Source organism: Streptomyces sp. NPDC054956 (genome assembly GCF_053609185.1).
In genome coordinates this window covers 1-12,640 of the sequence record NZ_JBSGXB010000227.1, presented here as the reverse complement: position 1 = coordinate 12,640, position 12,640 = coordinate 1, and the positions used below count along the sequence as shown (strand labels likewise).

The window sequence follows — 12,640 nt, the reverse complement described above, 5'->3', positions numbered from 1 at the left end:
GCCCGGGTCCTCCCCTTCTCCGTGTCCTCAGCGCGTGAAGAGCGGCTCCCCGGGCGGGGCCGGGGCCCCTTCCGGGAGCAGCGCCAGGTCCAGTCCGCCCACGAGGCGGGCGCGCAGGGTCTCGTCGGCCGCCAGGGCCTCGGCGACCCGCCGGGCCGCCGCCTGGACCTGCGGGCCGGCCGCCAGCACGATCGCCAGGGTGCCGTCCGCGTCCGCGCTCCCCGGGCCCAGGTGGGCCGCGAGTACGGCGCTCTCGGCGGCCACGACGGCCCGTACGGCCTCGCGCACGGCGGGGTCGGCGAGCGGGCCCGCGTCGGTGCGGCCCTCGGCCAGCGCGAGCAGGGCGGGGCCGGTGAGCTGGTAGGTGACCGGGCCGGACAGGTCGAGGACGATCGTGTCGGCCTTCTCGTGCGCGGCGGCGGCCAGGGCCTGGTGCAGCGGGACCGCCACCGGGCGGGCGGCCGGGTCCCACAGGGCCAGCGAGGCGATCGAGGTGAAGGCGGGCAGGGCCCGCCGGTCGCCGGCCCGCAGGGTGGGGACGGCCATGTCGCTGGTCTTCTCGCGCTTGAGGCCGGTCTCGGGGTCGGTCTCGACCTCGCCGAGGACGGCGACGACGGGCACCAGCAGGCGGGCGTCCTTGAGGGCGGCCAGCACCCGCGGCTCCTCGGCTCTGTCCTCGGCCCAGGCGGCCAGGGCCGCGCTCAGCCGCGGGTCGGCGGAGCCGTCGTCGTCGGAGAAGCCGGGGTCAGGGATGTTTTTGTTCGCCACAGTTACCCGACCCTATCCCCCCGCGCGGCCCGGGGGCGCCGCGCCAGTACGCCGGCCAGTACGAGGAGCGCCAGCCCCGCGGCCGCGCCGACCGGGGCGCCGAGGCGGGCCCGGCGCTCGGGGCCCCGTACCGGCTCGGGACCGGGCCCGAAGTAGGTGCCCTGGGCGGCGGCGGGCGTGGGCAGCGAGGGCTCGGCGGTCATCGCCGCGGCCACCTGCAGGGCGGCGACCGGGTCCACCAGGCCGAAGCCGCGGGCGTCGTCGCGGCCGCCGGAGGGGGCGTCGGAGGCGGTGTCCTCGAGCAGCTTCTTGATCTGGGCCGGGGACAGTGCGGGGTGCGCGGACTTGACCAGGGCCACGGCGCCGGAGACGAAGGCGGAGGCCGCGCTCGTGCCCCAGCCCTCGTAGTAGGAGCGGTCGGGGTCGGCGATGACGATGTCGACCCCGGGGGCGCTGACGGTGGCGTACCAGTTGCGGGTGGAGAAGGCGGCCTTCTTCCCCTTGCGGTCCACGGCCGTGACGGCGATGACCCCGGGGTAGGCGGCCGGGTAGGAGGCGTGGTCGCCCTGTTCGCCGCCGTTGCCCGCGGAGGCGACGACGACGACTCCCTTGGCGAGGGCGTACTGGACGGCCTCGTCCTCGCCGGCCTCGTGGTGCGCGGAGCTGCTGTCGTCGCCGAGGGAGAGGTTGATCACGTCGGCACCGTGGTCGGCGGCCCAGCGGATGCCCTCGGCGAGGGCCCCGCCCTTGCTGTCGCGGGCCTTGGTCCGGCCGGGGTCGCCCTCCTCCAGGATCACCCGGATCGGGAGGATCTTCGCCTGGGGCGCGACGCCGAGGACGCCCTGGCGGCGGTCCGGGCCGTGGCCGTGCCCGGCGATGATCCCGGCCATGGCGGTGCCGTGCCGGGCCCAGGTGCGATCGCCCCGGCCGGCGCCCATGCCGACGAGGTCGGTGCCTTCGAGCACCTGGCCGGCCAGGTCGGGGTGGGCCGAGTCGACCCCGGTGTCCAGGACGGCGACGGTGATCCCGTCGCCCCGGGTGGTGCCCCAGGCCTCCTCGGCGCGCAGGGCCGTCAGGCCCCACTGGCGGTCGCGGACGGCGTCGGCGGCGGCCGGGGGCGCGAGGGCGGGAACGAGCAGGACGCCGAGGGCGAAGGCGGGCAGCACGAGACGGCGGCGGCTCATCGGGCGGGCTCCGGGGCGGGCGGGGCGGCGAGGGCCCGCAGGCCCTGTCCGACGCGGTCGGCGACGCCCTTGGCCTCGTGGCCCATGCCGGCCTGGGCGGCGGGTCCGGTGGCTTCCTTGCGCATCGCCTCGTCGGCGGGGCGGGGGGCGTCCAGGACGCGGCCGTCGGTGAAGGCGGAGACGGCGTAGAGGACGACGGGCGCCTCGGTGAGCACGGAGGCGGTCCAGGCGGCGCGCCGGTCGTCGGGGAAGCCGTAGCCGGGCGGGGCGGTCAGCCGGCCGCGCAGGGCGCTCAGCGCCGGGGCGTCGGCGGGGGCGAAGACCAGGCCGACGGTGACGAACGAGCTGCGGGTGGCGTCGGTGTAGGTGGCGCGGAGCACGCGGGTGCAGCCGGACTGGGCGAGCAGGGCCTGCCAGTCGGCGGCGAGCGCGGCGGAGCATTCGGCGTCGGGGGCGAGCGCGATACGGGTCCACGTGCGGTCGGCGCCGCCGGGCCCGGCGCCCGCCCCGTCGAGGACGGGCGGCAGGAGGGCGTCGACGGGGGCGGCCCGCCAGAGCGAGGCGGCCTTGCGGTAGGCGGCGTCGGCGGCCACGGGCCGGTGCGCTGCGCGCTGTTCGGCGATCGTGGTGTAGCCGGCGGCTCCGGTGAGGCCGAGGCCGAGGAGGGCGCAGACGGCGGCGGCGAGCACCCGTCCGGGCCGCCGCCGGGGCGGGGCCGGGGGCAGGTCGGGCACGGTCAGGACCTCGCTGTGCGGTGTGGACGTACTCATCCGGCGGCTCCGCCCCCCGTTCCGTCCGGCTGCCTGCCCCTACTTTACGCGTCCGCGGGCGGGCCCCGGCCGTCCCGGGAGGGCCCGCACGGGGCGGGGCGGCGCCCCCTCCGGGGGGCCGTGAGTCCGGACCGTGCTCGAAGAACCCCCTACCCACGGGTACACCCATCTGGCAGGCTGCCGCCCATGAACTCCCCCGCCGCCGACCGGGCCCGTTACGACCGGGCCACCGCCCATCTCGACGCCCCGCTCGCCCTCGTGGATCTCGACGCGTTCGACGCCAACGCCGACGACCTCGTGCGCCGGGCCGGGGGGAAGCCGATCCGCGTGGCAAGCAAGTCCGTACGGTGCCGCGTGCTGCTCGAACGGGTCCTGGCGCGGCCCGGATTCGCCGGGATCATGTCGTACACCCTCGGCGAGTCGATCTGGCTGGCCCGCTCCGGTTTCGAGGACGTGCTGCTCGCCTACCCGTCCGCCGACCGGGCCGGCTTCGCCGAGCTCGCAGGCGATCCGAAGCTGGCCGGCGCGGTCACGGTGATGATCGACGACGTCGCGCAGCTGGAGCTCATCGACCGGGCCCGCGACGGCGGCGAGCAGGAGATCCGGGTCTGCCTCGAACTGGACACCGCGCTGCGGCTCTTCGGCGGCCGGGTCCGGGTCGGCGCCCGCCGCTCCCCGCTGCGCGAGCCGGCCCAGCTCGCCGAGCTGGCCCGCGCGGTGAGCGCCCGGCCGGGCTTCCGCGTCGTCGGGCTGATGGGGTACGAGGGCCACGTGGCCGGGGTCGGCGACTCGCTCGCCGGGCGTCCGCTGCGCTCGCGCGCCATCCGGCTGATGCAGAGCGCCGCCCGCAAGGAGCTGGCCGCCCGCCGGGCCGAGGCCGTCCGGGCCGTGCGCGCGGTCGTCCCGGACCTGGAGTTCGTCAACGGGGGCGGCACGGGCAGCGTCGCGGAGACCGCGGCCGAGGACGCGGTCACGGAGATCGCCGCCGGTTCGGGGCTCTACGTACCGCGCCTGTTCGACAACTACACCTCGTTCAGCGGCCGGCCGGCCGCGCTCTTCGCCCAGCCGGTGGTCCGCAGGCCCGGTGTCGGGGTCGTCACGGTGCTCGGCGGCGGGTACCCGGCCTCGGGCGCGCCCGGTCCGGACCGGCTGCCGGTTCCGTACCTGCCCCAGGGACTGCGCTACGACCCCCAGGAGGGGGCCGGCGAGGTGCAGACGCCGCTGCTCGGCAGCCCGGCCGACGACCTGCTGATCGGCGACCGGGTCTGGTTCCGGCACGCGAAGGCCGGCGAGCTGTGCGAGCGCTTCGACGAGCTGCACCTCGTGGAGGGCGACCGGGTGACGGCCACCGCCCCGACCTACCGGGGCGAGGGCCGCACGTTCCTCTAGGCCATCGGGTGCCGGACGGATGCCGGATACCGGATGCCGGTCCTAGAAGACGGTGTCCGTCTGGTCGGGGACGACGCTCGTGTCGCCCCGCAGGACGGGCCCCGGGGTGCCGTCGCGGCCGGTGAAGCCGGAGGTCGAGCACGGGTACGGCGCGGCCTTCTGCTTCTTCGGCTCGATGAACATCGGGTTCACGATCCACTTGCCGTCGCTGTTGTCGTAGGCGCGGCACATCAGCTCGTTCTTGTTGCGGTTGACGACGAGCCGCAGCACGGTCGCGTCCCGCAGGAACGAGACGTCGGTGTCGGAGTCGCCCGCGGCGAACACCTGGCGGCGGGCGGCCGGCTGGACCTTCTCCGCGGCGGCGCCGCGGACCCCGAAGATCTCCTTGTTGATCCAGCAGCGCTTGCCGTCGATGTACGTGATCATCGTGTCGGCGCCGTCCTTCACGGAACCGCAGCCCTGCAGGTGGGAGGTGAACTTCCCGCCCCGGGCGGTGGTGTTGCGGATGCCGATGACGTGGTCCGCGTCGATGCCCACGCCGTCGGCCCACACCTCGACGACCGGCTGCGGCGAGGCCGAGCTGATCCAGACGTCGAAGCCGGCCTTCTGCAGGCCGCCGATGAGGTCCTTCTGCTGGTCGTAGTAGCGCACCCAGCCGGTGGCGGTGGAGGTGCCGACCTGCTGCTTGGCGCCGATGGGCGCGGCCAGGTTCTCGGTCCGGGCGGCGGCTGCGAAGCCCCGTACCTCGCGGGCGGTCCAGCCCTGCATGAGCTGCGGCAGCCAGGCGTAGGCGGGCTCGATCGTACGGCGGTCCCAGCCGGCGAAGGCGGGGGCGGCCGAGCGGGTGGCGGCGGTGCCGTAGACGGCGTTCAGCTCGTCGGCGCAGCCCGCGCCCAGCGGGGTGCCGGTGGGCAGCGGGGCGCCGGGCGCGGCGAGGGCGCCGCAGGCGTCGGCCAGGGCCTTGGCGGCGGCCGGGGTGAGGTAGCGGCTGGTGGTGGTCCAGTCGCCCCCGGCCGGCTGGCGGATCTTGCCGTTGCGCAGCAGCCAGAACATCTGCGCGTCGCCGACGTCGTTCTTGACGACGGTGTTGTCCCAGTCGAAGACGGCCACCGGCTTGGTGCGGCCGTGCCGGTACGGGCCGCACCTGCCGTACTCGTCGATCAGCTGCTGGAGCCGGGCCTGGTTGTCCCCGTACCAGCCTGCGGCGAGCCGGGGGGTGGTGCAGTGGGCGCCGGGGCGGGCCGCCTGGGCCGGCGGTGCCAGCAGGAGTCCGGAGCCGGTGACCGCTATGAGGGCGAGGGGGGCCGCCCATCTTCCGTGCATGCTGCTCCTCGATGAGATCGGGAAAGGAACCAGCCGGGCACCTCGCGGCGCCCGGCTGGAGTCTGCTGACCGGTGCGGCCTACAGGGGGGTGACGTAGGCCCCGGAGATGCCGCCGTCGACCAGGAAGTCGGAGGCGTTGACGAAGGAGGAGTCGTCGCTCGCCAGGAAGGCGACGGCGGCGGCGATCTCGGTGGGCTCGGCGAACCGGCCCAGCGGGATGTGCACGAGCCGGCGGGCGGCGCGCTCCGGGTCCTTGGCGAACAGCTCCTGCAGCAGCGGGGTGTTGACGGGCCCCGGGCACAGGGCGTTGACGCGGATGCCCTCGCGGGCGAACTGCACGCCGAGCTCGCGGGACATGGCGAGCACGCCGCCCTTGGAGGCGGTGTAGGAGATCTGCGAGGTGGCGGCGCCCATGATGGCCACGAAGGAGGCGGTGTTGATGATGGAGCCGCGGCCCTGGCGCTGCATGTAGGGCAGGGCGGCCTTGCAGCACAGGTACACGGAGGTGAGGTTGACGTCCTGGACGCGCTTCCAGGCCTCCAGCCCGGTGGTGAGGATCGAGTCGTCGTCCGGGGGCGAGATGCCCGCGTTGTTGAAGGCGATGTCGACGGAGCCGTAGGTGTCGAAGGCGGTCTTGAAGAGCGCCTCCACCTCCTCCGGGCTGGTGACGTCCACCTTCACGAAGGTGCCGCCGACCTCCTCGGCCGCGGCCTTGCCGGCGGTCTCGTCGATGTCGGCGCAGACGACGTTGGCGCCTTCGGAGGCGAGCCGGCGGGCGGTGGCCAGGCCGATGCCGCTGCCGGCTCCGGTGATGACGGCGGTACGGCCGACCAGGCGGCGGCAGACGATCTCTTCAGTGGACATGTTTCAGGCCTCCGTGCTGATGAAGACGTTCTTGGTCTCGGTGAAAGCGGAGAGGGAGTCGGGCCCGAGCTCGCGGCCCAGCCCGGACTGCTTGTAACCCCCGAAGGGGGTCCAGTAGCGGACGCTGCTGTGGGAGTTGACCGACAGGTTGCCCGCGGCGACGCCGCGCGAGACGCGCAGCGCGCGGCCCACGTCGCGGGTCCACAGGGAGCCGGCGAGACCGTACTCGGTGGCGTTGGCCAGGCGTACGGCGTCCTCCTCGTCCTCGAAGGGCAGGACGACGGCGACGGGTCCGAAGACCTCCTCGGCGGCCACCGGCGCGGTGGGGTCGACGCCGGTGACCACGGTCGCGGGGTACCAGAAGCCGGGGCCCTCGGGGGCGGTGCCGCGGATCACGGTCAGGTCGTCGGTGACGTAGGACCGTACGCGGTCCAGTTGCACCCGCGAGATCAGCGGCCCCATCTGGGTCTTCTCGTCGTTCGGGTCCCCGACGACCACGCTCTCGATCGCGGGGACCAGCAGCTCCATGAACCGGTCGTAGGCCGACCGCTGGACGAGGATCCGGGTGCGGGCGCAGCAGTCCTGACCGGTGTTGTCCAGGAAGGACATCGGCGCGGCGGCGGCCGCGGCCTCCAGGTCCGCGTCCGCGAAGACGATGTTGGGGTTCTTGCCGCCGAGTTCGAGGGTGACCCGCTTCACCCGGTCGGCGCACTTGGCCATGATCTGCTTGCCGACCCGGGTGGAACCCGTGAAGACGATCTTGGCCACGCCGGGGTGCTCGACGAGCGCGTCGCCGGCGACCGATCCGTGGCCGGGCAGCACCTGCAGGAGGTGCTCGGGGAGTCCGGCTTCCAGGGCGAGTTCGGCCAGGCGCAGCGCGGTGAGCGGGGTGGTCTCGGCGGGCTTGAGGATGACCGCGTTTCCGGCGGCGAGCGCCGGGGCCAGGCCCCAGGCGGCGATCGGCATGGGGAAGTTCCACGGGGCGATCACGCCGATGACGCCGAGGGGTTCGAGGAAGGTGACGTCGATGCCGCCGGCGACGGGGATCTGCCGGCCGGAGAGCCGCTCGACTCCCCCGGCGGCGAAGTCGAGCACGTCGCGCACGTTGCCGGCTTCCCAGCGGGCGTTGCCGATGGTGTGGCCCGCTTCGCGGACCTCCAGCTGCGCGAGTTCCTCGATGTGCCCGTCGACGACGGCGGCGAAGCGGCGCAGCAGCCTGGCCCGGTCGGCGGGCGCGGCCGCCGACCAGGTCCGCTGGGCCGCGGCGGCCCGTACGACGGCGGCGTCGACGTCGTCCCGTGTGGCGGCCGGGACGACGGCGACGAGTTCCTCGGTGGCCGGATTCAAAACGTTCAGATTGAAGGGGGCCAGCGCGTCGGACACGTGGTGTCCTTTCAGACGTTCGGGTGCGGTGGGTGCGGTTCTTCCGGTGAAGCGGTGCGGGCCCTACAGGCGTTCGAAGGAGCGGCGCAGCTCCCAGTCGGTCACCGCGGAGTCGTACGCGTCCAGTTCGACGCGGGCCATGTTCCGGTAGTGGGCGACGACCTCGGGGCCGAAGGCGGCCTTGGCGATCTCGCTGTTCTCCCAGAGCTCGGCGGCCTCGCGCAGGGTGGTGGGAACGTGCGCGAAGTCGGCGGTGTAGGCGTTGCCGGCGCAGGGCTCGGGCAGTTCGAGACGGTTCTCGATGCCGTAGATCCCGGCCGCGACCAGGCCCGCGACGGCGAGGTGGGGATTGACGTCGCCGCCGGGGAGGCGGTTCTCGAAGCGCATGGAGCGGCCGTGACCGACCACGCGGAGCGCGCAGGTCCGGTTGTCCACGCCCCAGGCAACGGCGGTCGGCGCGAAGGAGCCCGGCCTGAAACGCTTGTACGAGTTGATGTTGGGGGCGTAGAGAAGGGAGAAGTCGCGCAGCGCGGCGAGCTGGCCGGCCAGGAAGTGACGCATCACCGGTGACATACCGCCGTGGGCGTGCGCGTCCGGGCCCTCACCGGCCATCGCGTTGCGTCCGTCGGCATCGTTGAGCGAGAGGTGGATGTGACAGGAGTTGCCCTCGCGCTCGTCGTACTTGGCCATGAAGGTGAGCGAGACCCCCTCCTGGGCGGCGATCTCCTTCGCGCCGGTCTTGTAGACGGCGTGCTGGTCGCAGGTGGTCAGCGCCTCGTCGTAGCGGAAGGCGATCTCGTGCTGCCCGAGGTTGCACTCGCCCTTGGCCGACTCGACGATCAGGCCCGCCGCCTGCATCTCGTTGCGGATGCGGCGCAGCAGGGGTTCGATGCGGCCGGTCCCGAGGACGGAGTAGTCGATGTTGTACTGGTTCGCGGGGGTCAGACCGCGGTAGTTGGAGTTCCAGGCCTGCTCGTAGGTGTCCTGGAAGACCATGAACTCCAGCTCGGTGCCGACCATGGCCGTGTAGCCGTGCGCGGCCAGGCGCTCCAGCTGGCGGCGCAGGATCTGCCGGGGCGCCGCGACGACCGGCGAGCCGTCGTTCCAGGCGAGGTCCGCCAGGAGGAAGGCGCTGCCCGGGTTCCACGGGATCCGGCGCAGGGTGGCGAGGTCCGGGTGCATGGCGAAGTCGCCGTAGCCCCGGTCCCAGGAGGACATCTCGTATCCGTCGACGGTGTTCATGTCGGTGTCGACGGCGAGCAGGTAGTTGCAGCCCTCGGTGCCGTGCTCGAGGACCTCGTCGAGGAAGAACTGTGCGGCGAACCGCTTGCCCTGGAGCCGCCCCTGCATGTCGGGGAAGGCCAGGACCACTGTGTCGATCTCACCGCTGGCGACGAGAGCACGGAGCTCTTCTGCCGAAAGCGGCGGCTTGCGGTCTACCACGGGAATCTCTCCTTCGGTGAGCCGAATGCGCCTAAGGTATTGAACAGAACCATTGCTTGGGAAGGGGAGGAGGCGAGATGACCGATACGGCGAGCGAGGGCGAGGCCGCCCGGCGGCTCAATCCCGTACTGCGACAGGTACGGGCGGGCAACGGTTTCGAGGAGGCGCTGGAGCAGATCCTCCAGGTGGTCCGGCTCGGACTGGTGCCGGGCGGGGAACGGCTTCCGCCCGAGCGCGAGTTGGCCGAGCGGATGGGGATCAGCCGGGTGACGCTCCGCGAGGTACTGAAGGTGCTCCAGGACCAGGGCCTGGTGGAGGCCCGGCGCGGGCGGTACGGCGGAACGTTTGTGCTGCCCCGCCCCGACCCCCCGGCCGGGGGCACCGAAGAGGAGCTGCGCCGGCGGGTCGCGGGCGTGGACATCGAGGACGTCCTGCGCTTCCGCGAGGTCCTGGAGGTGGGCGCGGCCGGACTGTGCGCCTCCCAGGGACTGTCGGAGCCGGACACGGACCGGCTGCTCGGCGCGCTGACCGCCACCCACGACGCCCCGCTCCCCGACTACCGGCGCCAGGACACCCTCTTCCACCTCACCCTGTGCGAACTCGCCGGATCCGCCACCCTGACGGCCCAGTACGCGGCCGTCCGCGCGACGGTGAACGACCTGCTGGACTGCATCCCGCTGCTGGTGCGCAACCTGGAGCACTCCCAGCAGCAGCACAGCACGCTGGTGGAGGCGGTCCTGGACCGGGACGCGGACGCGGCGCGCGAGGTGATGCGCGAGCACTGCTGCGGCACGGCGGCGCTGCTGCGCGGGTTCCTGGCCTGAGCGGGGCGCGGCGGGGCGGGGGTGCGACGGGGCGGGGGTGCGACGGGGCGAGGGCTCGGTGGGGCGAGGGCTCGGTGGGGCGGGGCGCGACGGGGCAGGGAGGGGCGGGCGGGGAGAGGTTTTCGTAACCCCCGTTTAACGCAGGGGTCTTGCGCCCGCCACTCCCGAAGAGCAAAGGTACGCCCCACAACCATTGCCCTAGGCAGGAGCGCACATGGCCGACGACACCGGCGCACGGCTGACAGCCGTACCCGAACCCACCACGTCCCCGGAGAACGGTGCCCCCGAGAACGGCGGCGACGGCTACCTGGAGCGCCGCACCCTGCGCCGCGGCAGCGCCGGCTGGCTGCTGCTGACCGGCCTCGGCGTCGCGTACGTCGTCTCGGGCGACTTCTCGGGCTGGAACGTCGGCCTCGCCCAGGGCGGTTTCGGCGGTCTCGCCATCGCCACCGTCCTGATGGGCGCGATGTACGCGTGCCTGGTCTTCTCCCTGGCCGAACTCTCCGCGATCCTGCCGACCGCGGGCGGCGGCTACGGCTTCGCCCGCCGGGCGCTCGGCACCTGGGGCGGGTTCCTCACCGGCACCGCGATCCTCATCGAGTACATACTCGCCCCGGCCGCCATCGCCATCTTCATCGGCGACTACGTCGAATCCCTGAACCTCTTTGGCCTCACCTCGGGCTGGCCGGTCTACCTCGCCTGCTTCGCCGTCTTCATCGGCATCCACCTGTGGGGCGTCGGCGAGGCCCTGACCTTCTCCTTCGTCGTCACCGCCATCGCCGTGATCGCGCTGATCGTCTTCGCCGTCGGCGCCTTCACCGAGTTCGACCCGGCCAACCTCGACAACATCGCCGTCGACACCACCGCCGCCGGCGCGAGCTCGTGGCTGCCGCTGGGATTCCTCGGCATCTGGGCCGCGTTCCCCTTCGGCATGTGGTTCTTCCTCGGCGTCGAGGGCGTACCGCTGGCCGCCGAGGAGGCCAAGGACCCGGTCCGCTCCATGCCCCGCGCCCTGTCGATCTCCATGGGCATCCTGATCCTCCTCGCGCTCATCACCTTCCTCGCGTCGACCGGCGCGCGCGGCGCCGATGCCATCAAGGACGCGGGCAACCCGCTGGTCGTGGCCCTGGAGGGCAACTCCGGCCTCTCCTGGCTCAAGACCTTCGTCAACTACGCGGGCCTGGCCGGGCTCGTCGCCTCCTTCTTCTCCCTCATCTACGCCGGCTCGCGCCAGCTGTTCGCCCTCTCCCGGGCGGGCTACCTCCCCCGCTTCCTGTCCCTGACCTCCCGGCGCAAGGCCCCGTACCTCGGCCTGCTCATCCCCGGCGCGATCGGCTTCGCACTCGCCGCCGCCACCGGGAACGGCCCGCGCATGCTGAACATCGCGGTCTTCGGCGCGACCATCAGCTACGCCCTGATGGCCCTCTCCCACATCGTGCTGCGGCGCCGCGAGCCCGGTCTGGAGCGCCCGTACCGCACCCCGGGCGGCATCGCGACCTCCACGGCGGCCTTCGTACTCGCCCTCTCGGCCCTGGTCGCCACCTTCCTGGTGGACAAGGACGCGGCTTTCATAGCGCTCGCCGTGTATGCCGTCGCCCTCGCCTACTTCGCGTTCTACAGTCGGCACCACCTGGTGGCCTCCGCGCCGGAGGAGGAGTTCGCGGCGCTGGCGGAAGCCGAGGCCGAGCTCTCCCGCGACTGACCCCGCCCTGCCCCTCCCCCTCTCCCTGGAGGTATCCACCGTGCCCAGGCCGCTCATCGGCATCACCACCTACGTCGAGGAGTCCACCCGCTACGGCGTGTGGAACGTCCCGACGGCGCTCGTCCCCACCGGGTACTACGAACTCGTCCAGTCGGCGGGCGGCACGGCCGTGCTGCTCCCGCCGGACGACCCGGAAGCGGCGCCGGAGGTGCTGGCCCGGCTGGACGGCCTGGTCGTCGCGGGCGGCCCGGACGTGGACCCGGCCCGGTACGGGGCCCCGCGCGATCCCCGTACGGGGCCGGCGGCGACGGTCCGCGACGAGTGGGAGCTGGCGCTCATCACGGCGGCGCTGTCCTCCCGCACGCCCCTCCTCGGCATCTGCCGGGGGATGCAGGCGCTGAACGTGGCCCTGGGCGGGACGCTGATCCAGCACATCGACGGCCACGCCGTGTCTCCGGGGGTCGTCTCCTGGCACCTGGTCCGCCCGGTGCCGGGCACCCGGTACGCGGAGCTGGTCCCGGAGGAGTCGGAGGTCCCGACCTACCACCACCAGGCCGCGGACCGCCTGGGCCGCGGCCTGGTGGCCTCGTCCCACGCCACCGACGGCACGGTGGAATCGATCGAGCTGGCCGACCCCGCGCACTGGGCGATGGGCGTCCAATGGCACCCGGAACGCGACAAGGACACCCGAGTCATGTCGGCCCTCATCGCGGCGGCCTCCGCCCCGGCCCGGGTCTGACCCGGACCTTCCACCCCGCACCCGCCCCCGGGCGCAGCCCGGCTCACCCCACCCCGCCGGCGCTTGAGGCACGGGGTCCGGGGCGGAGCCCGCAATCCAGCCGCACCGGCTCTTGACGCACGGGGTCCCGGGCGGAGCCCGTAACCAAGCCCCGCCGGCGTTTGAGGCGCGGGGCCGGGGCGGAGCCCGTAACCAAGCCCCGCCGGCGCTTGACGCACGGGGTCTCGGGCGGAGCCCGTAACCAAGCCCC

General features: G+C 73.6%; 11 protein-coding genes. 4 read left to right on the top strand and 7 right to left on the bottom strand.

Annotated elements, in window-relative coordinates; genetic code table 11:
• Nucleotides 1-27: 27 nt before the first annotated feature.
• From ACWGDE_RS27965 to ACWGDE_RS27955, 3 genes are read right to left on the bottom strand one after another with little or no spacing between them, the layout of a single operon-like run.
• Complete coding sequence (locus ACWGDE_RS27965; RefSeq protein ID WP_453391803.1) at nt 28-768, bottom strand: SseB family protein; 741 nt, start codon at nt 766-768, stop codon at nt 28-30.
• 2 nt (nt 769-770) lie between these two features.
• Complete coding sequence (gene mycP, locus ACWGDE_RS27960; RefSeq protein WP_453391802.1) at nt 771-1,952, bottom strand: type VII secretion-associated serine protease mycosin; 1,182 nt, start codon at nt 1,950-1,952, stop codon at nt 771-773.
• Nucleotides 1,949-2,722: a hypothetical protein gene (locus ACWGDE_RS27955; RefSeq protein WP_453391801.1), complete on the bottom strand. Its 774-nt coding sequence runs from the start codon at nt 2,720-2,722 to the stop codon at nt 1,949-1,951. The genes mycP and ACWGDE_RS27955 overlap by 4 nt, the downstream gene beginning before the upstream one ends.
• Before the next feature lie 186 nt (nt 2,723-2,908).
• Here ACWGDE_RS27955 and ACWGDE_RS27950 point away from each other — a divergent pair, with 186 nt between their 5' ends.
• The gene (locus ACWGDE_RS27950; RefSeq protein WP_453391800.1) at nt 2,909-4,111 is read left to right on the top strand and encodes an amino acid deaminase/aldolase; all 1,203 of its coding nucleotides are present in this window, start codon (nt 2,909-2,911) and stop codon (nt 4,109-4,111) included.
• Nucleotides 4,112-4,153: 42 nt separating this feature from the next.
• On the opposite strand, the gene ACWGDE_RS27945 is transcribed toward ACWGDE_RS27950, so the two are convergent.
• From ACWGDE_RS27945 to ACWGDE_RS27930, 4 genes are all read right to left on the bottom strand, one after another.
• Nucleotides 4,154-5,434: a haloacid dehalogenase-like hydrolase gene (locus tag ACWGDE_RS27945; RefSeq protein ID WP_453391799.1), complete on the bottom strand. Its 1,281-nt coding sequence runs from the start codon at nt 5,432-5,434 to the stop codon at nt 4,154-4,156.
• Nucleotides 5,435-5,513: 79 nt separating this feature from the next.
• Nucleotides 5,514-6,299 (bottom strand): 3-oxoacyl-ACP reductase, encoded by a 786-nt coding sequence (locus ACWGDE_RS27940; protein WP_214948109.1) that lies wholly within the window; start codon nt 6,297-6,299, stop codon nt 5,514-5,516.
• Nucleotides 6,300-6,302: 3 nt separating this feature from the next.
• Nucleotides 6,303-7,682 (bottom strand): aldehyde dehydrogenase family protein, encoded by a 1,380-nt coding sequence (locus tag ACWGDE_RS27935; RefSeq protein WP_453391798.1) that lies wholly within the window; start codon nt 7,680-7,682, stop codon nt 6,303-6,305.
• A gap of 63 nt (nt 7,683-7,745) precedes the next feature.
• Nucleotides 7,746-9,125 carry a glutamine synthetase family protein gene (locus tag ACWGDE_RS27930; protein ID WP_453391797.1) on the bottom strand — a complete coding sequence of 460 codons (1,380 nt, stop codon included), beginning with the start codon at nt 9,123-9,125 and terminating at the stop codon, nt 7,746-7,748.
• A 77-nt stretch (nt 9,126-9,202) separates the two neighbouring features.
• On the opposite strand from ACWGDE_RS27930, the gene ACWGDE_RS27925 reads away from it, so the two are divergent.
• The 3 genes from ACWGDE_RS27925 (at nt 9,203) to ACWGDE_RS27915 (ending at nt 12,390) form a co-directional block, all read left to right on the top strand.
• A complete protein-coding gene (locus tag ACWGDE_RS27925; RefSeq protein ID WP_453391796.1) occupies nt 9,203-9,949 on the top strand; it encodes a FadR/GntR family transcriptional regulator in 747 nt (248 codons plus the stop codon).
• Between the two features lie 214 nt (nt 9,950-10,163).
• Entirely contained in the window at nt 10,164-11,651 is a 1,488-nt protein-coding gene (gene eat, locus ACWGDE_RS27920) for an ethanolamine permease (RefSeq protein ID WP_453391795.1), read from the top strand.
• 40 nt (nt 11,652-11,691) lie between these two features.
• Nucleotides 11,692-12,390 (top strand): gamma-glutamyl-gamma-aminobutyrate hydrolase family protein, encoded by a 699-nt coding sequence (locus ACWGDE_RS27915; RefSeq protein WP_453391794.1) that lies wholly within the window; start codon nt 11,692-11,694, stop codon nt 12,388-12,390.
• The last annotated feature ends 250 nt before the right edge of the window (nt 12,391-12,640 follow it).

Excerpts from the sequence above, each read along its gene's own strand:
- mycP (WP_453391802.1), bottom strand. The coding sequence starts at position 1,952 with ATGAGCCGCCGCCGTCTCGTGCTGCCCGCCTTCGCCCTCGGCGTCCTG.
- ACWGDE_RS27955 (WP_453391801.1), bottom strand. The coding sequence starts at position 2,722 with ATGAGTACGTCCACACCGCACAGCGAGGTCCTGACCGTGCCCGACCTG.
- ACWGDE_RS27950 (WP_453391800.1), top strand. The coding sequence starts at position 2,909 with ATGAACTCCCCCGCCGCCGACCGGGCCCGTTACGACCGGGCCACCGCC.
- ACWGDE_RS27945 (WP_453391799.1), bottom strand. The coding sequence starts at position 5,434 with ATGCACGGAAGATGGGCGGCCCCCCTCGCCCTCATAGCGGTCACCGGC.
- ACWGDE_RS27940 (WP_214948109.1), bottom strand. The coding sequence starts at position 6,299 with ATGTCCACTGAAGAGATCGTCTGCCGCCGCCTGGTCGGCCGTACCGCC.
- ACWGDE_RS27925 (WP_453391796.1), top strand. The coding sequence starts at position 9,203 with ATGACCGATACGGCGAGCGAGGGCGAGGCCGCCCGGCGGCTCAATCCC.
- eat (WP_453391795.1), top strand. The coding sequence starts at position 10,164 with ATGGCCGACGACACCGGCGCACGGCTGACAGCCGTACCCGAACCCACC.